Source organism: Anaerorhabdus sp., from assembly GCF_036641015.1.
Classification (GTDB): Bacteria; Bacillota_I; Bacilli_A; order Erysipelotrichales; family Erysipelotrichaceae; genus Anaerorhabdus.
Genome location: NZ_JAVWFO010000028.1, coordinates 1 through 24,632 on the forward strand (window position 1 = coordinate 1; position 24,632 = coordinate 24,632).

General features: G+C 30.4%; 28 protein-coding genes, 1 pseudogene, 1 riboswitch and 1 other annotated feature. Of the genes and pseudogenes, 20 read left to right on the forward strand and 9 right to left on the reverse strand.

What is annotated here, in order from left to right:
* Together RR430_RS05475 and RR430_RS05480 are read left to right on the forward strand one after the other, a co-directional pair.
* Window positions 1–610: YdeI/OmpD-associated family protein (locus tag RR430_RS05475; RefSeq protein ID WP_332508765.1), on the forward strand; the 610-nt coding region annotated here is incomplete at its 5' end.
* Between the two features lie 18 nt (window positions 611–628).
* Entirely contained in the window at window positions 629–928 is a 300-nt protein-coding gene (locus tag RR430_RS05480) for a YciI family protein (protein ID WP_332486942.1), read from the forward strand.
* A 68-nt stretch (window positions 929–996) separates the two neighbouring features.
* Here the strand turns inward: RR430_RS05480 and RR430_RS05485 are convergent, their stop codons facing one another.
* On the reverse strand, window positions 997–1,476 hold the full coding sequence (locus tag RR430_RS05485; protein WP_332486941.1) for a GNAT family N-acetyltransferase: 480 nt from the start codon (window positions 1,474–1,476) through the stop codon (window positions 997–999).
* Between the two features lie 185 nt (window positions 1,477–1,661).
* On the opposite strand from RR430_RS05485, the gene RR430_RS05490 reads away from it, so the two are divergent.
* The 5 genes from RR430_RS05490 to RR430_RS05510 all read left to right on the forward strand — a co-directional run bounded on the left by RR430_RS05490 (window position 1,662) and on the right by RR430_RS05510 (window position 6,456).
* Entirely contained in the window at window positions 1,662–2,069 is a 408-nt protein-coding gene (locus RR430_RS05490) for a cell division protein SepF (RefSeq protein WP_332486940.1), read from the forward strand.
* Window positions 2,059–2,814 carry a YlmH family RNA-binding protein gene (locus RR430_RS05495; RefSeq protein ID WP_332486939.1) on the forward strand — a complete coding sequence of 252 codons (756 nt, stop codon included), beginning with the start codon at window positions 2,059–2,061 and terminating at the stop codon, window positions 2,812–2,814. The genes RR430_RS05490 and RR430_RS05495 overlap by 11 nt, the downstream gene beginning before the upstream one ends.
* An 11-nt stretch (window positions 2,815–2,825) precedes the next feature.
* Window positions 2,826–3,305, forward strand: coding sequence for a DivIVA domain-containing protein (locus tag RR430_RS05500; protein ID WP_332486938.1), 480 nt, complete (start codon window positions 2,826–2,828; stop codon window positions 3,303–3,305).
* Window positions 3,296–3,500 (forward strand) — a binding site (T-box leader). (Overlaps the previous gene by 10 nt.)
* A 39-nt stretch (window positions 3,501–3,539) precedes the next feature.
* Window positions 3,540–6,257, forward strand: a complete 2,718-nt coding sequence (ileS, locus tag RR430_RS05505) for an isoleucine--tRNA ligase (protein ID WP_332486937.1) — start codon at window positions 3,540–3,542, stop codon at window positions 6,255–6,257.
* Window positions 6,250–6,456, forward strand: a complete 207-nt coding sequence (locus tag RR430_RS05510; RefSeq protein ID WP_332486936.1) for a DUF1653 domain-containing protein — start codon at window positions 6,250–6,252, stop codon at window positions 6,454–6,456. The genes ileS and RR430_RS05510 overlap by 8 nt, the downstream gene beginning before the upstream one ends.
* Before the next feature lie 29 nt (window positions 6,457–6,485).
* Here RR430_RS05510 and RR430_RS05515 read toward each other — a convergent pair whose 3' ends face one another.
* Entirely contained in the window at window positions 6,486–7,151 is a 666-nt protein-coding gene (locus tag RR430_RS05515; protein WP_332486935.1) for a cyclic nucleotide-binding domain-containing protein, read from the reverse strand.
* Window positions 7,152–7,260: 109 nt separating this feature from the next.
* Here RR430_RS05515 and RR430_RS05520 point away from each other — a divergent pair, with 109 nt between their 5' ends.
* Complete coding sequence (locus tag RR430_RS05520) at window positions 7,261–8,160, forward strand: DMT family transporter (RefSeq protein WP_332486934.1); 900 nt, start codon at window positions 7,261–7,263, stop codon at window positions 8,158–8,160.
* A gap of 12 nt (window positions 8,161–8,172) precedes the next feature.
* Here RR430_RS05520 and RR430_RS05525 read toward each other — a convergent pair whose 3' ends face one another.
* Entirely contained in the window at window positions 8,173–8,958 is a 786-nt protein-coding gene (locus tag RR430_RS05525; RefSeq protein WP_332486932.1) for an endonuclease/exonuclease/phosphatase family protein, read from the reverse strand.
* An 88-nt stretch (window positions 8,959–9,046) separates the two neighbouring features.
* Here RR430_RS05525 and RR430_RS05530 point away from each other — a divergent pair, with 88 nt between their 5' ends.
* Window positions 9,047–9,532 (forward strand): PTS system mannose/fructose/N-acetylgalactosamine-transporter subunit IIB, encoded by a 486-nt coding sequence (locus tag RR430_RS05530; RefSeq protein ID WP_332486931.1) that lies wholly within the window; start codon window positions 9,047–9,049, stop codon window positions 9,530–9,532.
* 7 nt (window positions 9,533–9,539) lie between these two features.
* Here the strand turns inward: RR430_RS05530 and RR430_RS05535 are convergent, their stop codons facing one another.
* Both RR430_RS05535 and metK read right to left on the reverse strand, forming a co-directional pair.
* Window positions 9,540–10,337: an HAD family hydrolase gene (locus RR430_RS05535; protein WP_332486929.1), complete on the reverse strand. Its 798-nt coding sequence runs from the start codon at window positions 10,335–10,337 to the stop codon at window positions 9,540–9,542.
* Between the two features lie 33 nt (window positions 10,338–10,370).
* Complete coding sequence (gene metK, locus RR430_RS05540) at window positions 10,371–11,456, reverse strand: methionine adenosyltransferase (protein WP_332486928.1); 1,086 nt, start codon at window positions 11,454–11,456, stop codon at window positions 10,371–10,373.
* A 73-nt stretch (window positions 11,457–11,529) separates the two neighbouring features.
* A riboswitch (SAM riboswitch) is annotated at window positions 11,530–11,617 on the reverse strand.
* Window positions 11,618–11,711: 94 nt separating this feature from the next.
* Between metK and ybaK the strand changes: the two genes are divergently transcribed.
* Window positions 11,712–12,194: a Cys-tRNA(Pro) deacylase gene (gene ybaK / locus RR430_RS05545; RefSeq protein ID WP_332486927.1), complete on the forward strand. Its 483-nt coding sequence runs from the start codon at window positions 11,712–11,714 to the stop codon at window positions 12,192–12,194.
* A gap of 53 nt (window positions 12,195–12,247) precedes the next feature.
* The gene (locus RR430_RS05550) at window positions 12,248–13,393 is read left to right on the forward strand and encodes an AI-2E family transporter (RefSeq protein WP_332486926.1); all 1,146 of its coding nucleotides are present in this window, start codon (window positions 12,248–12,250) and stop codon (window positions 13,391–13,393) included.
* Window positions 13,394–13,423: 30 nt separating this feature from the next.
* Here the strand turns inward: RR430_RS05550 and RR430_RS05555 are convergent, their stop codons facing one another.
* Window positions 13,424–15,511 (reverse strand): glutamine synthetase III family protein, encoded by a 2,088-nt coding sequence (locus RR430_RS05555; RefSeq protein ID WP_332486925.1) that lies wholly within the window; start codon window positions 15,509–15,511, stop codon window positions 13,424–13,426.
* A gap of 155 nt (window positions 15,512–15,666) precedes the next feature.
* Here RR430_RS05555 and RR430_RS05560 point away from each other — a divergent pair, with 155 nt between their 5' ends.
* On the forward strand, window positions 15,667–16,206 hold the full coding sequence (locus tag RR430_RS05560) for a GNAT family N-acetyltransferase (RefSeq protein ID WP_332486924.1): 540 nt from the start codon (window positions 15,667–15,669) through the stop codon (window positions 16,204–16,206).
* Here the strand turns inward: RR430_RS05560 and RR430_RS05565 are convergent.
* Window positions 16,203–16,691: a DUF2798 domain-containing protein gene (locus tag RR430_RS05565; protein WP_332486923.1), complete on the reverse strand. Its 489-nt coding sequence runs from the start codon at window positions 16,689–16,691 to the stop codon at window positions 16,203–16,205. The genes RR430_RS05560 and RR430_RS05565 overlap by 4 nt on opposite strands.
* Before the next feature lie 259 nt (window positions 16,692–16,950).
* On the opposite strand from RR430_RS05565, the gene RR430_RS05570 reads away from it, so the two are divergent.
* The 8 genes and pseudogenes from RR430_RS05570 (at window position 16,951) to RR430_RS05600 (ending at window position 23,087) form a co-directional block, all read left to right on the forward strand.
* Entirely contained in the window at window positions 16,951–17,508 is a 558-nt protein-coding gene (locus RR430_RS05570; protein WP_332486922.1) for a DUF4256 domain-containing protein, read from the forward strand.
* Window positions 17,509–17,642: 134 nt separating this feature from the next.
* Window positions 17,643–17,831, forward strand: a pseudogene (locus tag RR430_RS09320) (GNAT family N-acetyltransferase); the annotation flags it as partial.
* A 155-nt stretch (window positions 17,832–17,986) separates the two neighbouring features.
* Entirely contained in the window at window positions 17,987–18,859 is an 873-nt protein-coding gene (locus RR430_RS05575; protein ID WP_332486920.1) for an ABC transporter ATP-binding protein, read from the forward strand.
* 9 nt (window positions 18,860–18,868) lie between these two features.
* Entirely contained in the window at window positions 18,869–19,657 is a 789-nt protein-coding gene (locus tag RR430_RS05580) for an ABC transporter permease subunit (RefSeq protein ID WP_332486918.1), read from the forward strand.
* 8 nt (window positions 19,658–19,665) lie between these two features.
* Window positions 19,666–20,466, forward strand: a complete 801-nt coding sequence (locus tag RR430_RS05585; protein WP_332486917.1) for an ABC transporter permease — start codon at window positions 19,666–19,668, stop codon at window positions 20,464–20,466.
* A gap of 15 nt (window positions 20,467–20,481) precedes the next feature.
* Complete coding sequence (locus RR430_RS05590) at window positions 20,482–21,366, forward strand: ABC transporter ATP-binding protein (RefSeq protein ID WP_332486916.1); 885 nt, start codon at window positions 20,482–20,484, stop codon at window positions 21,364–21,366.
* Window positions 21,366–22,163: an ABC transporter permease subunit gene (locus RR430_RS05595; protein WP_332486914.1), complete on the forward strand. Its 798-nt coding sequence runs from the start codon at window positions 21,366–21,368 to the stop codon at window positions 22,161–22,163. Before RR430_RS05590 ends, RR430_RS05595 begins: the two co-directional genes overlap by 1 nt.
* A 42-nt stretch (window positions 22,164–22,205) precedes the next feature.
* The gene (locus RR430_RS05600) at window positions 22,206–23,087 is read left to right on the forward strand and encodes an RluA family pseudouridine synthase (RefSeq protein WP_332486912.1); all 882 of its coding nucleotides are present in this window, start codon (window positions 22,206–22,208) and stop codon (window positions 23,085–23,087) included.
* Here RR430_RS05600 and RR430_RS05605 read toward each other — a convergent pair.
* Both RR430_RS05605 and RR430_RS05610 read right to left on the reverse strand, forming a co-directional pair.
* Window positions 23,080–23,877, reverse strand: coding sequence for an HAD family hydrolase (locus tag RR430_RS05605; protein ID WP_332486910.1), 798 nt, complete (start codon window positions 23,875–23,877; stop codon window positions 23,080–23,082). The genes RR430_RS05600 and RR430_RS05605 overlap by 8 nt on opposite strands.
* 29 nt (window positions 23,878–23,906) lie before the next feature.
* Window positions 23,907–24,434: an FUSC family protein gene (locus RR430_RS05610; protein WP_332486908.1), complete on the reverse strand. Its 528-nt coding sequence runs from the start codon at window positions 24,432–24,434 to the stop codon at window positions 23,907–23,909.
* Window positions 24,435–24,632 lie beyond the last annotated feature (198 nt).

Here is a 24,632-nt window from a genome sequence, read left to right on the forward strand (position 1 = left end):
AGGATTGAAAAATGTAAAAATAGAGGCAGTAAAACTGGAGAGTATAACTATGAGTAAACCAATTAGTTTCAAGTCATGCAAAGAATTTCATCAATGGTTAATGAAAAATCATAATCAAGAAGATGGAATATGGATTGAATTTGATAAAACATTAAATAAAAGTTCACTAAAAGCAAGCGAAGCTTTGATTGAAGCACTATGTTTTGGCTGGATTGATGGGCAAGTGAAAAGAATCGATGAGAGTTTATATCTTAAATACTTTGCAAAGAGAAGAAAAAATAGTAAGTGGTCTGAAAAGAATAAAAAATTGGTTTTGCAACTTGAAGAGAGCGGTTTATTACAAGATTCTGGAAGACAAAAAATAGTAGAAGCCAAACAGAATGGACAATGGAATACAAAGAATAAAGTCGAAGTTATAGACAATGATTTACAGAGATTAATAGAGGTGATTAAAGACATAGAACCGGCATATTCAAATTTTAAATTAATGTCCCCATCAATTCAAAAAACATACACGAAAGCATTTATGGATCCAAAAACAGAAGCAGGAAAACAAAAAAGAATTGTATGGATTATTGAACGGCTAAATCAAAATTTAAAACCAATGTAGAATTAAAGGAGGAAAAATATGGAAAAATATCAATATGTTATGTTCATAGAAAAAACTAAGAATTATAATAAATTAACTAAAGCAGTTTTAGAAAGACACATCGAAAATTTAAGAAATTTAGATGATGAGTGTCATTTAGACAAGTGTGGTATATTTAAGAAGTATCCAGGTGTTGCAGGTATGCTGATTTTAAACGCTAATAGCTATGAAGAAGCTGAAATGTTGTGTAAAAGAGAACCACTGGTAATAGAGGGATATGCAACTTATACGCTTAAGGCAATTCAAATTGCAGATAGAGAAAACAATTATTTATTTTAGTTCGTTAGAAGAATTAATAGAAAACATGTAAATTATTATATAAAAAAAGTTATCATCAAGATAACTTTTTACATATTTGCGACATCTTTAATTTTTTCTTCAGTTAAACGATATACTGTCCATTCATCCATAGGGATAGCTCCTAAACGTTTTGTATAGAAATCAATAGAAGGTTGATTCCAATCTAGACATATCCATTCCATACGACCACAATTTTTATCAACTGCGACTTGTGCTAAGTATTTGAAGAATTCTTTACCATAACCTTTTTTACGATATTCTTCTAATACAAATACATCTTCAACATAAAGACCTTTTTTGCCTACAAAAGTTGAATAGTTAAAGAAGTATAGTGCGAAACCAACAATGTTTCCATCTTCTTCACCAAAGACAACATATGCATTTTTTTCTACAAATAGTTCATTGTATAGTTGTTCATCTGTCCAAATAACTTGATCACTCATTTTTTCGTATTCTGCGATATTTCGAATGTACTGACCAATGATTGAACATTCATCTTCTCTTGCAATTCTAATATTAAATGACATAACTTTCCTCCACTCATTGATGATAGTATATAAAATATTGAAAAGAATATCTACTTTTTTCAAACAAGTTCTTTTTATTTACATAAAATTACTAAAAAACATTATAAATAAGGCTTAAAATTAAAAAAAACTTTGAAACAAAAACAAGTATGATATAATGATAATGTAAATTTGGAGGTCTTGAAATGGGATTAAAAGATAAATTAATGGGCTTCATCGCACCAGTTGATGATGAAGATATGGAAGAAGAATTAGAATTCACTGAAGAAGAAGCTAGAACTATTAGCCAATATGAACAACCAAAAGCTAAAGGTGTTACTAAAGTAAGCAGTGATACTAAAATGGTTTTATTTGAACCAAGAAGTTTTGAAGAAGCAGAAGAAGTTGGACGTCATTTAAAAGAAAGACGTGCAGCAGTAGTTAACTTACATCGTCTTCAAAGAGAATATGCTCAAAGAACAATTGACTTTTTAACAGGAGTTGTATTTGCACTTGATGGTACTATTCAAAAGATTGGTCATAATGTTATTTTATGTACTCCACGTACAATCGGTGTACATGGTGAAATTAGCTTAGACCAAGATGAAAACTAGTGAGTCATTTTTAGAACATTATAAAGGAAATGAATCGTTTGTTGCACGTGTTCAAGATTGGATAAACCAAGCTGAACGTTATCATAAACCAATTGTTACACCCTTCTTAAATGAAACTGAATGTTTTATTGTAGAGAAAATATGTGGTAAACAAATTCCATATCGATTTGATGGTGGAAGTAAAGATGCAACTTTAAAAAGAGTCATCTTCTTTGATGAAGATGGCTTTTCTCTTGTGGTTTGTTTGGTTGCGACATTTAATACAAAGTTTGAAACGATAAGTCATAGAGATGTGTTGGGTTCTTTAATGAACATAGGCATTGAAAGAAACCAAATTGGTGATTTATGGGTGGATGACAATCGTATTGTTTGTTACACAACCGATACACAAGGCGATTACATCATTCAAAATTGTACTAGAATTAAGCGTTCTACGATTCAATTTAGTGAATCACCTATACATTATGAACAAGTTATTAAAAAAGAAAAGTTTACAGTAACGATAAGTAGTGAAAGATTAGATAATGTTGTCAGTGCAATGATGCAAAAATCTAGGACAATAGCCCAAGAGTATATCCAAAGCCAAAAAGTACGTGTTAATCACGAAATACTTGAGGAAACCAGTAAATTGTGCAATAATGGTGATACGATTTCAATACGGGGAGTAGGGAAATTTATCTATCTTGGTAAAATAAAGACTACACGAAAAGATCGTTATTTAGTGGAATTTGAAAAGTATAGATAAGGAGTGATTTTGTGGCGAAAGTTAAGCCTGAATTTCGAATCATGAAAAATGGTTATAATCGATTTGCAGTCGATGATGCAATTGATGAACTAGTCACAGAAGTTGAAACTCTTGAAAGTAAACAAGCTTTATACGAAAAAGAAATTCAAGACCTCGTGGAGCAACTTAGCTCAATTAAAAATCGATACCAGGTTATAGTTAGTGAATTATCAGTAAAAGAAAAAGCTGCTGATGATATCGCTAGACTTGCATTAAAAGAAGCAAACATTATTATTGATTCAGCTCAATCAAATGCTGATTCAATTGTAAGGGAAGCATTATCAACAGCTCGTATTGTTTTATCTGATTTGTCTCGTATCTCAACAGATGCTAGTGTAATGAAAGATGAGATGCATGAGCAATTAGCATCGCTAATTCAAGCTATTGATGACTTTGAAATACCAAAGTTACCAGAAGTTGAATGGATAAAAGGATTTGAATTTAAAAAGTAATGATTAAGACATGCTACTTATATTTGAAATTAGAGAGTCTATGGTTGGTGTAAATAGATAGAAGATATAAGTTAGATATCACTTATGAACTGATTTCTTGAAATTAGTAAAGAAGTCCGTGTTCCGCGTTAAGGAAATTGAGGGCACAAATTAATTTGTGAACTAAGGTGGTACCGCGTATAACACGTCCTTAGATTTAAGGGCGTTTTTTATTTGCCAAAGGAGGAAGTAAATATGGATTACAAAGACACGCTATTAATGCCAAAAACAGAATTTGAAATGAGAGGAAATTTACCAACAAAAGAGCCAGGTATTTTGGAAGAGTGGGAAAAAGATGAACACTATTCAAAATTACTTAAAGCACATGAAGGAGAACCACTGTTTGTATTACACGATGGGCCTCCATACGCTAATGGGAATCTACATGCTGGAACAGGAATGAATCGTGTAATTAAGGATATCATTAATCGTTCACATGCAATGAATGGTTACTATACACCATTTTTCCCAGGATGGGATACGCATGGTCTTCCAATTGAAAATGCAATTCAAAAGTTGGGAGTAAATCGTAAAGAAATGCCTGCATCTGAATTCCGTAAGAAATGTGAAGCATATGCCTATGAACAAATTGAGATTCAAAAATCAACAATGAAACGTTTAGGTACAATTGCTGATTTTGATCATCCTTACATTACATTAAAGAAAGAATTTGAAAGTAGACAAATTGATGCATTCGCAAAGATGGCACTTGATGGTTTAATCTATCAAGGATTAAAACCAATCTATTGGTCACCATTAAGTGAAACAGCAATTGCTGATTCTGAAATTGTATATATTGATAAGAAAGATCCTACAATCTATGTAGCATTTGATGTATTAGATGGTAAAGGTGTTCTTGAAGGTGATGAACGTTTTGTAATTTGGACAACTACTCCTTGGACAATTCCTGCTAATTTAGCAATTTGTTTAAATGAGGCTTTTGATTATGCTGTTGTTCAAACAGAAAAAGGAAAATTGATTTTCCTAGAAAAGAAAGTTGATGAATTGCTTGCTAAGTTTGGATTAACTAATCAAGGAATTTTAAAAACATTCAAAGGTAAAGAATTAGAATATATTACTGTAAATCATCCATTCTATCCAGAAAGACCATCACTTATTATCTTAGGAAATCATGTTACTGATGAAGATGGTACAGGATGTGTACATACTGCTCCAGGACATGGTGCTGATGACTTCTATGTTGGTATGAAATATGGATTAAAAGCATATTGTCCAGTAGATGAAAAAGGCTGCATGATGAAAGAAGCAGGTGATTTCTTAGAAGGATTATTTGTTGACGATGCTAATAAAGCAGTAGGACAAAAATTAGAAGAATTAGGTAATTTAATGCATCTAGAGTTTGTTACTCATAGTTATCCTCATGATGAACGTTTAAAGAAACCTATTATCTTCCGTGCAACAGTTCAATGGTTTGCATCTATTGATAAGATTAGAGAAAAATTACTTGAACAAATTAAAAATGTTGAATGGCAAAATGAATGGGGAGAAGTTCGTCTATTTAATATGATTAGAGATCGTGGTGACTGGTGTATCTCTCGTCAACGTTTATGGGGTTTACCAATTCCTATTATTTATAATGAAGATAATTCACCTATTATGGAAAAAGAAGTGTTTGATCATATTTCTAAATTAATTTACGAACATGGTAGTAATATTTGGTTTGAAAGTGATGTTAAAGATTTATTACCAGAAGGGTACACAAATCCTAAATCGCCAAATGGAAACTTCCGTAAAGAAAAAGATATCATGGATGTTTGGTTTGACTCAGGTAGCTCGCATAATGAATTAGAAGCTAGAGGATTACCATATCCTGCTGATTTATATTTTGAAGGATCTGACCAATATCGTGGTTGGTTCAATTCTTCATTGATTATTGGTACTGCAATCCATGGACAAGCTCCTTACAAATCAGTATTATCACACGGATATGTATGCGATTCTAAGGGTGAAAAAATGAGTAAGTCGATTGGAAATGTTGTTAATCCAATGGAAGTAATTAATAAGTATGGTGCTGATATCTTCCGTCTTTGGGCAACAACAGTAGACTTTAAACAAGACATGCGCATTGGTGATGAAAACTTGAAACAAGTATCTGAACAATATCGTAAAATTCGTAATACATTTAAATTTATGTTAGGTAATATTAATGTAGAAGATTTTGATCCTAAAAAAGATCGTGTTGCATATGAAAATTTAACACCTGTGGATCAATACATCGAAGTATTATTAAATGATACAGTTAAAGCAGTTAAAGAAAACTATATGAGATTTGATTTCTTAGCTGTTGCAGGTGCATTAATGAACTTAATGACAAATGAATTAAGTAGTTATTATTTAGATTTCACTAAAGATATTTTATACATTGAGAAGAAAAACTCATTGCGTCGTAGACAAGTGCAAACTGTAATTTGGGATGCTACAAATATTCTTGTTAAGTGTTGGGCACCATCACTTGCATATACAATGGATGAAGTGTGGAGTAAGTTTACTAATGATGAAGCTAAATCAGTTCATTATACACATTTCCCAGAAGTAAAAAAATATGAAAATGCTGAAACATTAAAAGAAACATTCTCAAAGATGCATGAAATTCGTAATGAAGCATTAAAGTCATTAGAACTTGCACGTGCTGATAAAGTTATTGGTAAACCATTAGAAGCTGAATTAACAATTGCATGTAGTAAAGAAGATCAAGCTCTTCTTGAAGATACATTACAAGGTAAAGTAGCACAATGGCTAATTGTAAGTAAAGTTGTATTTGAAGAAGCAGCAGAAAGAAAGATAACTGTTACACCTGCTAAAGGGGTAGTATGTCCGCGTTGTTGGAATGTTACAGAAGTGCATACTGAAGATGGACTATGTGAACGATGCCAACATGTATTAAATGATTAAATTAGGTAAACACATTCACTTCAAAGGAAAACAATATGAAGTGATTGGCTTTGCAAAACATTCAGAAACACTTGAAGAAATGGTTATTTATAAACAACTTTATGGAAATCATGAAACTTGGGTAAGACCAGTGTCAATGTGGGAAGAAGAAGTGAATCGTGATGATTATTGTGGTCCACGATTTAGACCAATAGATTAAAGAAGGTGTGGCTTTTGCCACACCTTTAGCTATGTATTGTATTTATTGATAGCTTTGAGTTCTAGTTGTTTTTTGTTAATAATTTGATATCCTGATTGCTTTTTTTCAAGAATGCCATCTCTACATAATTGATTTAAAATTCTAAACATATGACGATAACTTAATCCAATTGAACATGCTACATCTGTTAAAACATCACGAAATAAATTTTTGTAAGAAACTTCTAAAATATATGAACAAAGACGTTGTTCACCTGTATGCAAGGAAGATGAGACAAAATTATTTGAACTTCGTACTAAACTATTGGATAATTCGAAACACAATTGATTGAGAAAATGAACATTCTGCTTAAGAAGATGGCAATTATTTTTAGATGGAATAACAATGCATTTGAAATCAGTAAGTGCAATCATTGATGCAGTAGCATTAGGAGTATTTGTCATCATTTCTAGTCCTCCAATGATTCCTGATGATATAAAATAACATAAGACTAAATTTTTTCCATTTGCTGATGTACAGCATACTTTTGCTTTACCTTGTATTACGATACCAATCCAATCTAAAAGATTATTTTCTTGAGTGATGTATTCACCTTGCTTATAAGATGCTACATAGCATGAATCAAGATTACTAATTAATAAACCATAAGTGAGTAACATTTCTTTATGCTCTTTTGTTAAGCCTGCTTTTATCATGATCAAACCTCTTTTAGTAATCATACCAAATCTTTACTTTCAGGTATAGGACAAATGTCCTATGCATTATATGGTAGTCTGCGATATAATACCCAAAAGAGGTGAATTTATGTATTCAATGCTAACATTGTTAACGGGATTTATCTTAGCAATTATGATTACTTTAAATGGACAATTAGCGCAAAGTACAAATTTGTATTTTGCAATTGTTGTAATACACATTGTTGGGGTTTTGTTTGCATATCTATTGTGCAAATTTAAAAAAATAAGACTAGATATATTTAAAGTAAAACAAAAATGGCTTTATTTAGGTGGTTTAATTGGTGTATTTACAACAATCGCAAACAATATAGCGTTTGGACAAATTAGTATGACAAGCATTATTGCCCTTGGCTTATTGGGACAACTAGTGATTTCATTGTTTATTGATTCTTTTGGATTATTTCATATGGAAAAACGACCTCTAAAAAAATCTAATGTTGTTGTTTTGGTATTTTCTTTGATTGGAATTTCTATGATGCTAGATAATTCGGTGCTTGTGGGAAAGATTGCGGTGTTTATTTCTATAACGTCTGGAGTAGCGGTTGTACTTAACCGTACAATAAATGCGCGATTGGCAGAAAAGGTTGGTGATTTACCAAGTTCACTTATAAATCATTTAGTGGGATTACCAGTAACAATAATTATCGCAACCATTGCCGTTTTCTCGCATGTTATTCCAAACCAAATTATTTTACCAAATAATCCAATCATTTATCTTGGAGGTGCATTGGGAGTTTTGGTTGTGTTTTTATCAAACATTACAGTTATGAAGGTACCTGCATTTAAACTAACGGTATTAGTATTTATATCACAAATATTTATGGGAGTATGTATTGATTTGGTTCTTGGTTTAAGCGTAAATAATACATCATTTATAGGTGGATTATTGATATCACTTGGAATATTATTGGAACTTGTTTACAGTAAATTACAAATGAATAAAAAAATTCTACAATCTAATGAATAAATTGTAGAACAGTTATTTAAATTCTATTTCAGTAACGACAGGATAATGATCTGAAGGATATAAACCTTCATACTCATCTTTAATAATTTCAGTTGATTTAATTTTAAACTCTTTACCAACGAAGATATAATCGATTGGTAACTTATTCTCATTTAATTTACCGTTACCATAATGCATAGTATTGGTAGTGTTGATGTGCCGATAAACACTAAATAATGGTAATTTTGGATTGTTCAGTAGTTTCTTTACTGCACTTGACTCAATATTTGTATTTAAATCTCCCATGAGAATGATGTTTTTTATGTCATTCTCTTTTGTGATTGTTTCGATAAGTATTTCAGTTTCTTTGCTTCGATTAAAGGGTAACAAGTGATCTAAATGAGTGTTAAATACCCATAAAATATCTTTAGTTTTTTTATCTTCTAACTTAGCCATCGTACAAATGCGTGGAAAAGGAGAAAGGAACAAACGACTACCTTCACGATTTGGATGATTGGATAACCAAAATGTACGGTAATCTAAACAATTAAATTTATCTTTTTTATAAAAAATATCAGTTCTTTCGCTTTTTTCATTAGGTTTTTTATTGCGAGGGGCTCCAACAGAAGTATAAATATTTTTCAAAGGTGAAAGTGATTTAGCCATTTGTATTGTATATTCTTGAACACCTAAAATATCAGCATCAATATTAAGTATGCATTTTATTACAGCATTTTTTCTTGTGTTCCATCTTAAGAACTTTCTTGTAAGGGGCATGTCATTTTTTAGATTGAAAGTTGCGACACGATAAGTACTCATTTTTATCACCATTCATATTATACTCCATTCAACTATGATTGACACAAGACTTTTGAATGTTTATTATGGATATACGGGAGTGATGATAATGGAAATCGTAAATGTAAGAATTGATGAACGTTTGGTACATGCACAAGTTGCGGCAGTATGGGCTTCTACTTTAAATGCTACAAGAATTATTGTTATTGATGATGGGGCAGCGCAAGACGAAATACAACAGGAAGCTTTAAAGATGGCTTGTCCAAAATTAGTAAAACTATCTATTCTATCGGCAGAAAGAGCGGTAGATAAACTTAAGGAATCATGCTATCAAGATGATCGCGTTTTTATTGTAATGAAAGGTGTAAAAGTATTAAAGAAAATTGCAAAACTTGGCTATATTTTTCCAGAAGTAAATATTGGAAATTTGGTTAATAAAGAAGATTCAATTCAATTGCGACGCACAGTTAAATTGAATGATGAACAAATTTCATTAATAAAAGAATTACACGATATGGGTATTAAATTTACATCACAACTTGTTCCATCTGAGGAAAAAGTTAACTTAATAGATATAATAAATGAAAAAATCTAGCTTGTTGCTAGATTTTTTTGATAATTTCTTTGATTTTATTACACACTGACCAATCGTCATGATGTCCGATAAGATGTTTAGCTATTTTCTTGATATCATCATGGGCATTGCTAGGTGCATAGGTATGTGCTGCATAATCAAACAATTCTAAATCATTTAAATAGTCACCAAAGATTGCGGTATCTTCACTTTTTAGATTTAATGTATCTTGAATAAGTTTTAATCCATGACCTTTATTAACTTCTTTATTTACTACATCAACCCATACATCAGCGGATAAAACAACACGTGGATTATCACTGTATGGTTTTAATGCAGGATATATATTTGTTTCAGCACCAGATAAATCAAGGTAACAGATTTTTAATGGATCTTCATTAATGCTACATAAATCCTCTACTTCTTCAAAATAAGAATAGTAATGATTAATTTCTTCCATTGCTTCATTAGGAATAGTAGAAGCATTTTCTACAAAAGCACGAGTAGGGGCACATACAGTCATATAAATATGTTGATGCTTGCGACCTTCGTTAATAAAAAACTTGTATTTATCTTGGCTTAGTACAGATGCATAGATAGGTTTTCCCTTGCATACAACGTAAGCACCATTATCGCAAATAAAACTTATCTTATCTTTTACAGGTGCAAACATTTCTAGTAAACATCCATAAGAACGTCCACTTGCAATTGCAAATTCAATTCCTTTGCTATTAGCGTCTTCAATGACATCAAAAATATCAGAGGGAAGTTCTTTTTTACTGTTGAGCAAACTACCATCCATATCTGAAACAATTAAACGTATCATAATAACCTCACTGTATGATAATTATACCACAATTTATTTTACTTCTTTGATTTGCTCCCAAGGTAAATAAGGTTTTCCAAAATGTCCGTAATTAGTTGTTTGAGTGTAAATAGGTTTTCTTAAGTCTAACTCATTAATGATATTTGAAACTGAGAAATCAAAGTTACGATTTACAATTTCCAGTAATTCTTCATTTGTATATTTACTTGTTCCAAATGCATCTATGTTAATAGATACTGGATTTGGACAACCAATTGCATAGGCTAATTCGATTTGACATTTTTTGCAATAACCATTAGCTACTAAGTTTTTACAAGCGTAACGAGCGTAATAAGCGCCACTTCTATCAACTTTTGTAGGGTCTTTAGAACTGAAACATCCTCCACCAATTGGGGCAGTTCCACCATATGTATCAACAACGATTTTTCTACCTGTTGTACCGCTATCACCAAAGCTTCCACCTAATACAAAAGAACCACTTGGATTAATTAAAAACTTTGTATTTTCATCAATCATTTCAGGTTTTACGATTGGCTTAATAACTTCATCCATAATTAATTTTTTTAAGTCTGCTTGTGTAATATCTTTTGAATGTTGAGTAGAAACAACAATTGTGTCAATACGTACAGGCTTATCATCTTCATATTCAACACTAACTTGCGTTTTACCATCAGGTTTTAAGTTAGAATTTGTTTTACGTACTTCTTCTAAACGTTTAGCAAGTAAATGAGCTGTATCGATTGCAAGTGGCATATATCCTTTAGATTCATCACATGCATAACCAAACATGATACCTTGGTCACCAGCACTAATAATATTACTATCAACTGCATCAGAAATTTCTTGTGATTGTTTGTTTACTTTAACTAATACTTCATATTCTTCTTCATATCCAATTTTCTTTAATACATCTTTAGCAATTTGTGCATATTGAATATTTGCTTTTGTGTTAGCTTCTCCATAAATAAGAATAAAATCATCTTTAATAGTACATTCTACAGCCATTTTGCTTACTGGATCTTGGCGTAAAGCCTCATCTAATATGTGGTCTGCAACCCAGTCACAGATCTTGTCTGGATGTCCACTTGTTACTGATTCACTTGTAAAAATTGTTTTCATATAGTCTCCTCCTTGTCACATGTATCAAATAAAAATGCCCCTAAGAAAGAGGCATTAATTCATGTTTATCTCTTCCTTATCGTTGTTAGCGTTACCACCTTACTTAAAGCAGGTTGGTATGGTCTCATCGAGCTAACCCTCTAAACCATTCTTGATAAATGACTAATCTATTAAAACATAAGACTTAAACTAAGTCAATATCTAATGCTCATGAGTTTAAAATTGGATTATAATAGATAGTGTAGGAGTGAAAAAATGAAACAAAATAATGAAAAAACTAATGTAATGCGCATACTAGATCAACATAAAGTGAATTATCAAGTTCATACATATAATGATGAGATTGCTTTAAGTGGGGTTGAGGTTGCTACATTATTAAACCAAGATCCAAATCAGGTATTTAAAACGCTTGTAACAGCGGGGAAATCGAATCAATACTATGTATTTATGATTCCTGCTAATACAGAACTTGACTTAAAAAAAGCGGCTAGAAGTGTTAATGAAAAAAATATTGTAATGATTAAATCAAAAGAATTATTACCACTTACTGGATATATCCATGGTGGTTGCTCAATTATAGGTATGAAAAAGCAGTTTAAAACAATAGTACATGAAACAGCTAAAAATTATGATACTGTAATATTTAGTGCAGGTAAAATTGGATATCAAATAGAAATAAATATTAATGATGTATCAAAAGTAATTCAATTTGTATTTGCTGATGTAATAAATGATTAATGTATAGAGAAACCATGGGTTAAATGATAAAATATAGGTAGGATGTGATAAATATGAAATATAGATTAAAAGAAGATACGGTAGAATTAACTAAAGCACTTTCTATCGCAGGTATTATTATTGTAATTGTTTGCTTTTTATTATCTAGATTCAATCAAATAATGGTATGGGTTGCAAAATTTATAAATGTGGCAATGCCATTTATATTTGGCATGGCTATTGCCTTTTTATTGACACCAATTGTTGTTAGAGTAGAATCAAAAATTTTAAAAAATTTTAAAATAAAAGATTCAATGAAAAGAGTTATTGGAGTTGTTTGTGCTATATTATTCCTTATTGTTTTAGTGGGTGGAATATTGGCCTTATTAATTCCACAACTATATATTAGTGTAATGACGTTATCAGGGGCGATGGGTCAATATATTGAAGAGGCACAAAAACTTTTGGCTTCGTTATCACTTAATTCGTCTTTTTATGAACAAGTACTAGAATACTTATTTGGATATGGGGAACAAATTGTTAATGTTACTATTGAAGGTATGAAGCAATATTTACCTCAAATTATTAATTATTCATGGGTTTTTGTTGTAAGAGTGCTTAATTTCTTTGTAGGAGTTTTTATTGCAGTTTATATTTTATTATCAAAAGAAAGATTCAGTTTACAATTTAAAAAATTCTTATATGCAGTATTTCCACTTAATGCAGCAAATGAAACTATTAAATTAACGCGCTTAACTACACACATGCTTAACTCATTTGTTGTGGGTAAATTTATTGATAGTGTTATTATTGGGATAATATGTTTTGTGGGGATGATGATCTTTGGTATGCCATATGCAGTATTAATAAGTTTTATTGTTGGTGTAACAAATATGATTCCAGTTTTTGGACCTTTTATTGGTGCAATACCAGGAATATTTATTTTGTTAATGGCTAATCCTATCAGTGCTGTGTGGTTTGCAATATGGATTTTAGTACTACAACAATTTGATGGCAACATACTTGGACCATATATTTTAGGTGATAGTTTGGGATTGCCAAGTTTATGGATAATGTTCTCGATTATTGTTGGTGGTGGTTTCTTTGGGATTGTGGGAATGTTTTTGGGGGTTCCACTATTCTCAGTTGTTTATATTCTAATAAAAGAGTTTGTTGAAAATCGATTAGAACGAAAAAAGCTAAATGTTGATAACATATAAAAAATTAATCCAGTAAGGATTAATTTTTTTCTATTTATTACAATATAATAAATCACCATAAAGTGGTAAATCGTAAATGTTTTTAGTTGAACATTTCTCATATGAATCAATGAAATTTCTAACTTCTAACATCATTGGAGCTATTTTGTAATAATTTTCTACTCCTTGTTTATAAGTATCGTTAATCTTTAATGTTTCTTCAAATGCATCATGTAGTTTTTCTTGTGATATATTTAATTCTTCAAGATAGTTAGTAAGAAGATTATAACGAGTAACAACATAGTTTGGCACTGTTTTTAAATTTAATAAAGGAATAAGTTCTTCGATTTCTTTTACAATTAATGGAAGAATTTCTCTTTTAACAATTTGTTGTAGTGTTCTTACTTCTACTTCAATTGTTTTACAATAATCTTCACTTAGGATTTCATGACGAGCGTTTAGTTCTTTTTCTGTGTAGATATTATAAGTAGTAAATAGGTTGATTGCTTTTTTATCTATTAATGATGGAATTGATTCGATGTACGAAACAATATTTGGTAATCCTCTTTTTTTGGCTTCATTAACCCAATCGGTTGAATATCCATCGCCAGAGAAAATAATTCGTGAATGGTCTTTTAGTATTTTTTTACATATGTCAAAAGCTTTTTCACGGACATCTTGAATATATTTAATACCTTCAAGACTTGCAGATACTTCGTCTAAATTCTTCGCAACGATTGTATTCATTATTACGTTTACTGTAGATGCGGATATAGATGAGCCAAGCATTCTGAACTCGAATTTATTTCCGGTAAATGCCATTGGTGAGGTACGATTGCGATCAGTATTGTCACGAGGGATATATGATAAACCTAAAATCGGGTTTAATGCATTTTCTTTAATATCTTTTTTTATTTTTTTGTTTGATAGATTTAGTAATAATTCTTCAATATATTCGCCTAAGTAAATTGAAATAATTGCTGGTGGGGCTTCATTGGCGCCAAGTCGATGATCATTGCCAGCATTAGAAGCAGCCATTCTCAATAACTCAGGATATTCATCAACAGCTTTGATAAACGCACACATAAATGCTAAGAAACGAATGTTTTCAGCTGGTTTATCACCTGGAGAGAATAAGTTTTGTCCGTTATCAGTACAAAGTGACCAATTGTTGTGTTTTCCAGAACCGTTTAATCCTGCAAATGGTTTTTCATGTAATAAACAAGCGAAACCATGTTTTTGAGCTGTTTTATTTAGAATATCCATTACTAATAAATTTTGATCAATCGCAACATTACAACTTGTATAAACAGGTGCTAATTCAAATTGGGCAGGGGCAGTTTCATTGTGTTCAGCTTTTACATAAATTCCTAATTTCCACAACTCACGATTAACTTCTTTCATAAATTCAGATACGCGAGTAGGGATACTTCCAAAGTAATGGTCATTTAATTTTTGAGTCTTTGCAGAGTTAGAACCAAATAATGTTCTACCAGTAAAACGTAAATCTAAACGTTGCTTATATAAATCTAAATCAACTAAGAAATATTCTTGTTCAAGACCTACAACGGGTTGTACATGTTTTACTTCTTTGTCACCTAAAATATTAACTAAGCGAGTAGCAGCTTTATCAACGGCTTCGATAGACTTAAGTAAAGGAGCTTTTTTATCTAAAGATTCGCCATGGTAAGAAACAAAGACAGTAGGAATACAAAGGATATTATCTTTAATAAAGGCAGGAGAGCTACAATCCCAGTAAGTATATCCACGAGCTTCAAAAGTTGCTCGCAATCCACCACTAGGGAAACTTGAAGCATCAGGTTCTCCTTTAATTAAAGATTTGCCAGAAAAACGCAATAAAGGCTCACCATTTTCATCTGGTTCTACAAATGAATCATGTTTTTCTGCAGTAGAGGATGTTAATGGTTGAAACCAATGGGTAAAATGAGTTGCCCCATTTTCTAATGCCCAATCTTTCATAGCGTGTGCAATAGCATCAGCAGTGGTACGATCTAAATTATTTTCTTTAGACATTGTTTGCTTCCATTGTTTAAATACAGGATATGGTAAGCGATTCTTCATTACCTTCTCACTAAAAACCAATGATCCAAAATCATCAAATACTGTCTCAAATTTCATAATTTATCTCCTTTTACAAATTTATATTACAATTATTCCATATAAAATTAGAAAAATGAAGAAAAATATGAAAAAATATCAAAAAAACATTAAAAAAATTTGTTTATATGAAAAAATAACGATTTATTATATAATTAGCTAAAGAAGGTGACCAAATGATAAGAAAATATAAGGATATAGTGATAAGAAACGCTACTAAAGATGATGCACCAGATTTATTAAAATGGTGGAATGATGGTAAAATCATGGAACATGCAGGATTTCCTAATGGTTTACAAACAACCTTAGAAGATATTAATAAAAAAATTGAAGAAAGCAAAATTGGAGTATTTGAAAGACTAATAATAGAAGTGGATCAAATAAAAATTGGGGAGATGTCTTTTTCACTAGATGAAACAGGGGCTGCCGATATTGGGATAAAAATTTGTGATGAAAGTTATCGCAATAAGGGAATAGGACGTATTTGCTTAAGTGAACTAATTTGTTCTTTATTCGATGAATATGAATTTAATGAGATTGTTTTAACAACCCAATATAATAATAAAAGAGCGATGCATGTTTATGAATCACTCGGGTTTAAACTTGTTAAAATAGAATTTAATTCTTGGAAAGATCAAATAGGTAATTTGCGTTCTATAGTCCACTATCGTTGTAATCAAGATAGTTTTGTTAACTATGCTGTAGAAATAAATTAATTTTCTTGTGCTTTTAAGTTCATTGATTTGTTTAAATCAAATAGAAAAGCAAATATTTTTCTTACCAAGGGTCCAGCTATGAATATTTGCCAAAAGAAGGCCATTGGGAAATTGATAATGGTAGTTTGAATCCATTTGGCAATTAATTGAGTATCTACTCCTTTAAATAGTAATGTTGAGACAAAACTCATCATTGGACACATAAGGCATACAGTCATTGCGGATATGGCAAGAATGATTATAAGTGAGCGATCTGATGGTGTAACAAATGTGAACGCTATTTTTTGTGCTAAATGACTAACAAAGAAAAATTCTAATATGAATGCAATTATACCCATGATAATTAATTCAGCTAATGCCATTAATAGGACTTCATTTGTTAAACCTCCTTTGTCTAGTGAAATGTTGTAAACGCATAAAGCGTATACCATTACAATTACCATAATAATTGTAAAAATGAACTCTTGGAATTTTGTTTTTGGCATTTTTTCTCCTCCTATATATACCGTTAACTGAAAAAAATGGCAGTGATTTAACATCTATTTTGTAACTTTCATTACAATTATAGATATAATCATCACTACCATTTTCATTTGTTTATTCAGTTTTTATTGTCTTAAAAAATAAGACTTTGTTAGTATATCAAAAATAAATTAAGCGTGTAAGTATTATTTTAAGCATTTTCATTGATTGAATCTTATTTTAGCCTAATACTTTAATTAGGATAACTATGAGGTGTGAAAAATGAAAAAAAAGTTAAATAAAAAAGACGCTGATAAAATATTAAATATTTTAGAAATTAGATTTAACAACAATATGAGCATACATAAAGGTTTAGTTTGGTTAGAAATAAAAAAACGTTTAGAAGAAGATACTACAAAATTGGCAACATTATTAATGATGGAAGAAACAGGTGGTGAACCAGATGTTATTGGATATGATACAGATACGGATACATATATTTATGTAGATTGCTCAAAGGAAAGCCCTTCTGGAAGATATAACTTATGTTATGATCGTGATGCATTGGAATCAAGAAAAAAATTCAAACCTGAAAATAGTGCAGTAGATTTAGCTACCACAATAGGTATTGAATTATTGGATGAGGAACAATATAGATATTTGCAAAGTTTAATATCGGTTGATACTAAAACTTCAAGTTGGATTAGGACACCAGAAAAAATTCGTAAACTAGGAGGTGCATTATTTTGTGATCGTAGATTCGATACTGTTTTTGTTTACCACAATGGTGCTGAGTCATATTATAGTGGAAGAGGATTTAGAGGGATTTTGAAAATTTAGATTGAAAACAAACATGATATAATTTTTTTACGTGAGAGTATTGATATGCGATATTTAGTGAAAGAAGATATACCTTTAGTACTTGAAATGATGACACTTGTAAAAGCTTATTTTCAGGATACCAAGAATCAGATTTTTTAATTGCACTTAAGCAGGATATTGAAAATCAAGAAGCTATACTTGAATTAAGAGATTCAAAATATGTAGGACTTATAATTTTTGCGAAGGTTGAAAAAGAATTGTTGTTTCTAGCTACACATCCAAATTATCGAAGACAAGGAATTATTACTTTTATTTTGGATTTGAGGAAGCAGATATCTTAACTGTATTTGACTACCTATGTCAAAAACTTATTAAGAAAATATAAATGTATTATAATGCAAGATGCACAAAAGCCACGGTGTCTTGCATTTTTATTTGTTGGTTAAGGCGTATAATAACAGTGTTAAAACAAAACTCACAAAGGGGAGGAACTAAAATGGGCATAGTAATAGAAACAAATAAACTTACAAAGTCTTATGGTAAATCAAGAGGTATTATTGATGTTGATTTAAAAATAGAAGAAGGAGAAATTTTTGGATTTATTGGTCCGAATGGGGCGGGTAAATCAACAACGATTAGAACGCTATTATCACTAATAACTAAAACTAGTGGTGATGCTAAAATTTTTGGATTAGATTGTCATCAACATCGTGTAGAAATACTTAGTAACATAGGCTATCTACCAAGTGAAGTATTCTACTATGATAATATGCGGGCAATTGATTTACTAAAATATTCAGCCAGTTTCTATAAAAAAGACTGCACGGCTAGAATTATTGAATTAGCAAATGTATTAGAATTAGATTTAAATAAAAAAATAGAAGATATGAGTTTAGGAAATAAAAAGAAAGTTGGAATTATACAGGGACTATTGCATTCACCTAAATTAATTATATTAGATGAACCAACATCTGGATTAGATCCACTTATTCAAAAGAAATTCTTCGAATTAATATTAGAAGAAAATAAAAAAGGTGCAACAATTTTATTTTCATCGCATATTCTAAGTGAAGTGCAAAAAATTTGTGATCGTGTCGCAATAATAAAAGAAGGTAAAATTATTAGTACTCAAAGAATAAGCGATTTACAACAAGAGGCTTATAAAAAGGTGAACTTCACTTCTAGAAATAACATAGATGAATTTAATTTGTTTGGCACAAGTGATATTCATATTCAAGGTAATTCCGTTTCATTTATTTTTAAAGGCGATTGTAATAAACTTTTGCATGAATTAACAAATTTTGATTTGCAAAATGTTGAAATAAATGAGCCTTCACTTGAAGAGATATTTCTTCATTATTACATATAGGTGATAACGATGAATATATATTGTTTTGAAATAAGAAATTTATGGAAATCAGTTTTATCTTGGACATTGATGTTTATAATACTTATGATAGTTTTATTCTATGGGATATATCCAATATTTCATGAAAGTTTACAAGATATTATTCAAGTTATTAGTAAAATGCCAGTAGAATTCACCAAAGCATTTAGTTTTGATTTAAATACAATGGTAGATTTTGGTGGTTTCTATGAATTCTGTTTTGCTTATTTATCGTTAATGGGTGCAATCATGGCAGCATCAATAGGATTGTCAATATTTGCACGAGAAAAGAATGTTAAATGTACAGATTTCTTACTTACTAAACCAATGAGTAGAGAAAAGATATTTTTGATGAAGTTCATTTCGGGATTATCTTTACTAGTCTTATTTAACATTATATATATTTCGATTAGCTGTGTTTATGGAACATATTTTGGAAAATCACTAGTTGAAATGTTGAAAGCATCAAGCATGATGTTTCTATTACAAGCATTCTTTTATTCGTTAGGTATAATGGTTGCCGTTTCATTGAAAAAGATTAGATCGGTATCAAATACTGCATCACTTCTAGGATTTGTAAGTTTTATTTTATCAGCATTGTATAATATTTTAGAAATTGAAGAAATGCGTTATTTAGCACCACTTAAATACTTTGATCCAATGCAATTCTTTGCTTCAACTAATGATACAGTTTATATGATTGTAGGGATAGTATTGATATTTCTATTTATAGTAATTGGATTTATTAGATTTACTAAAGAAGATATAAGGGCGGTGTAGATAAATTTATGAATATAATAAAAAAAGAATTAGTATTAGGGATGAAACCTTTCTTATTATGGATTGTGAGTTTATTTGTATTAGATATTGTTGGATTAATTAAATTTACAGGGATTTCTGAGGGTGGTGCTTCAATGAGTGCTATTATCGATCAAATTCCTCGAGTTGTTCAAGCACTTATTGGAATTGTAGGAGTTAATATTGAATCAATTGGTGGCTATTATTCAATCCTTGCTTACTTTGTTTTGATGTGTAGTTGTGTATATGCAATCTATCTAGCAGCTAATGCAGTAAATAGAGAAATAATAGATAAGACGTATGAGTTTATATTTACAAAACCAAGAACTAGATCTTATATTCTAACAATGAAGATAATTACTGGATTAATTTATTTAACATGCTTTACATTAATTAATGTTTTATTTTCTTATATTGGATTATCGATACTAAATATTAAAGAATCATTAACACAGGAAATACTTTATTATAGTTTATCAATTTATATTGTTAGTTTAATTTTCTATGCTATTACAGTACTACTTTCTACATTATCTAATAGACCTGAAAAGGGAGCGTTCTTGGGTAATGTTGTATTTACCTTAACATTTATTATAGGTGTTTTAGTAGATATGATGGATAGACCTGGGATCCTTCGTGTTTTATCACCGATGAAATATTTTACACCAGTTGAAATTCTTCAAGGGACTTTCAATATAGGGTATTTGGTTATATCTATTGTGATTATATTAATTTCAGGGATCTTAGCATATAGTTGTTTTAATAAGAAAGATTTAAAAGCAGTAAATTAAAAGGAGATATAGAAAATGATTAGTGTAAATAATTTAACACTTAAGTACCGAAATGGAAAAGGTGTATTTAACTTGAATTTTGAAGTTAAAAAAGGAGAAGTAATTGGATATCTAGGTCCTAATGGAGCAGGTAAAACAACTACGATTAGAGCGTTAATGGGATTCATTAAACCAGATGAGGGGCAAGCAAAAATTAATGGCTTAGATAGTTTTAAAGATGCTCCAGAGATAATGAATAACTTAGGATATTTACCTGGAGAAATTACATTTCTTGATGGCATGACAGGAGAAGAGTATTTGAATTATCTAGCTGAAGTTCGTGGAATGAAAGACTTATCAAGACAAAAAGAATTGATTCAAATGTTTGAATTTTCACCTTCTGGAAGTATTAAAAAATATTCTAAAGGTATGAAACAAAAACTAGGTATAGTTGCTGCGTTTATGCATGATCCTGAAATCTTAATTTTGGATGAGCCTACAAGTGGTTTAGATCCTTTGATGCAAAATCGCTTTGTTGAATTAATTCAAGAAGAAAAAGCACGAGGGAAAACAATACTTATGTCTAGTCATATGTTTGAGGAAGTAGAAAGAACGTGTGACCATGTGTTAATTATTAAGGATGGTCATTTGGTTGCTCATGCCGATATTGATACTTTAAAGAACTCACAAAGAAGAGGCTATGAAATTAAAACGACTAATAATGAACAAGCGATTGATATATTGCTAAAATCAGGATTTGATGCAAAACCATTAAATGATTCAATAGAAGTGTATATTACAGGTGAAAATATTGATAACTTTATCAAGACTTGTGCGTTATTTCATGTGATATCGCTTGATATCAAAGCACAAACACTTGAAGATGTGTTTATGCATTATTATGCAAGGGGGAATAAATAATGAGTTTCGCTCTATTTAAACTTACTATAAGAAAGAATTGGGTTTTATTTATCATATTTACATTGGTATTAATGATGTATTCGGGTGTTATGATTTCTATGTATAGTCCTGAAAATGTTCAAAATTTAATGCAAATGTTTGAATTGTTTCCACCGGAAATGATGAAAGCATTTGGCTTCGCAAGTGCATTTACCGATATGACAGGATATTTAGCTAGTTGGCTATATGGTTTATTAATGGTAGGATTTCCGATGGTCTATAGTATCTTACTTGCAAATAAGTTAGTTGCTAAATCGGTGGATAATGGATCAATAGCATGTTTACTATCTACTCCTACATCCAGAGTTAAAATAATCGTTACTAAAGCAGTTACTGCGTTATTATCTCTAGTTGTTATGTTAGCTATTCTATTTGCATTCAACGCATTAATTGGTAATGCAATGTTTCCTGATGATTTAAATGTAAAAGCATTCTTTAATCTTAATGTTACGGTATTATTAGTTAATTTAGTAGTTATGAGTATTTCGTTCTTCTTTTCATGTTTGTTTTCTGATTCTAAATACTCAATTGGATTTGGAGCAGGAATTCCTATTATGTTTTTATTGCTAAAAATGTTAGGTGATGTTTCTGATAAGATAGAAATACTTAAGAAGATATCAATCTTTGGATGGTATGATCCAATGAGCATTGCAAGTGGTGAAACGGTATGGGGTATTAATGCAATTTACTTTATCATTATAATTGTTCTTATAACTCTAAGTGTTATTATATTTAAGAAAAAAAGACTAGCAGTGTAAAAGAGACTTGCTATAAAACTTATTGGAATATATTATAGTAGTATGAAATATAGTATAAATCTCAATGAGTTAAAAATTAATTATCTTAAAGAGGTTGAAGGGAAAAGTCTAATTGAGTTCCTTCAACTTTTTAAAATATCTAAAAAGAATATTCATCTATTATTTAGTGAGAACAGAATTAAAGTAAATAGATGTTTAAAACAGAGAGAATATATAATAAATGAAAAAGATGAGATAAATATCAAATTGCCAATTGAAGAAATCGATTATGCTATGGACAGTAAATGTGCATCTGTAATTTATGAAGATGATTTGGTATGTGTTGTACATAAAGATTCTGGAATCATTGTACATGATGATGATAAACAAAAAACAGGTACATTGGCAAATCAAGTCGCAACATATTATATGGAACAAGGATATTCTATTCCTGTTCGATATATTCATCGCTTAGATGAAGAAACTGAAGGTTTAGTTTTATTTTGTAAAGTACCTCTTATACAACCATGGTTTGATGAGGAGTTGGCTCAAAAAAGAATTGAAAGAACATATCATGCAATTACGTTTAATAAACCGAGACAAAAAGAAATGTTAATCAGTGCAAATATTGGTAGAGATCGCCATGATGCAAAGAAAATGAGAATATCATCTACGGGTAAAGAAGCTCTTACAAAGATTAAACTAATTTCATCTAATGATTTGTATTCACTTTTAGAATGTAAATTAGAAACAGGTAGAACACATCAAATTAGAGTTCATTTAGCTTCGATTAATTGTCCAATAGTAAATGATTCATTATATGGATATAAATCAAGAGAATATAATGGAATGGGATTGTATGCAATATCGCTTACTTGGGTCGATCCTTTTACAAAAGAAAAGAGAACCGTTAACGATTCTCAAATTAATTATTATTTTAAATAATATTATAATGTTTTAATGCAAATACAATTCCATCTTCATCAACAGAGGTAGTAACGAAATCTGCCTCTTTTTGTACTTCTGGACGAGCATTGCCCATTGCTACACCAACTTTGGCTAGATGTAACATTTCGATATCATTGCCTGCATCACCAAATGACATAACATCATCCCAAGTAAGATTATTCATTTTTAGTACAGTTTCAATTGCGTTTGCTTTGCTAAATCCTAAGGGATATACATCAAAGCCATTTTTATAAGACCAAGTTAGAAATAAATCAGGAATTTTATCTCTAAACGTTTCGATGATATTTTCATCACCAATTAGGAAAATTCCTAATGGCATACCATGTTTTATATGGAAGTCTTCGTCTTTTGGGTTTTCAAATACTGCATCTCCATAGTCATTATCTCCAACATAACCTTCATAGAATTTCTTATAGTTATGATATCCTACAACGCCTTCTTTGAATTTGAATCCAAGTCCAATGTCGTTCTCTTTGCATAAGTTCCAGATATCATAAAGATTTTTTTCTGATATTGGGTGTGATTCAATAACATTACCATCTTTATCAACTAAACAAGCTCCATTTATTGTAACTAAGTAATCAGGGTTTATATCTGTAAATAAACTTTTGTGAACAAATGAATAGTGACGACCAGTCGCAATTAATATTTCAATACCTTTGGCCTTAACTTGATTGAATGCTTCTTTTAAACTATCACTAATGCATTCTTTAGTATATGGTATTAACGTTCCATCGATATCACAAACAAGCAATTTTATATTCATAATCAGTTCTCCTTAGTTATAATTATAACTTACTCTTTAGTGTTTTTGAATAAATTGGGGAATGTATTATTAGATATAGTGAGATTTATAAAAATCGATATGATAACTCCTACTGCAGTGTCAATCATTCTGTTTATAGCGTAACTAACATATTGATCAGCTGGTGTATTAAGCATAACAATATAAAAAACTACCGCTCCACCTTGAATTGCACCAGGATAGCCAAGAAATTGACTAATAAAAATAAGTAAAATAATTCCTACAAGTAGCGTAAATATTTGTACTAACTTACTAGTTGATTGATGTTGAAAGTAGAAAAGTATCATTCCTAAAAATCCACCAATGATAGTACCAACCAAACGATTTCCTCCACTTTTAAATGGATGTTCAGTTGAGGTTTCCATACCAAATACAGCACCAATGCACGCAAAAGTAGCATTTCTATCAATTAAAATATAAAGGATAGCACAAAGGGTTGTACTGATTGCAGTTTTAATACTTCTTAGACCTAATTTGGGTATTGATCTACTTTGTAAATCTAATTCAGTTTTTGTCATAATCATTTTCCTTTTTTACTTAAACATAACAATATTACCGAGTTACCTACAAAAATTCAATAGAAAACTATATATCTTGTACATTTATAGGGCATATAATATAAAAATTATGATAAACTAAATTATACATGCGCTCATAGCATAGATGGATAATGCATTTGATTCCGATTCAGAAGATCGCAGGTTCGAGTCCTGTTG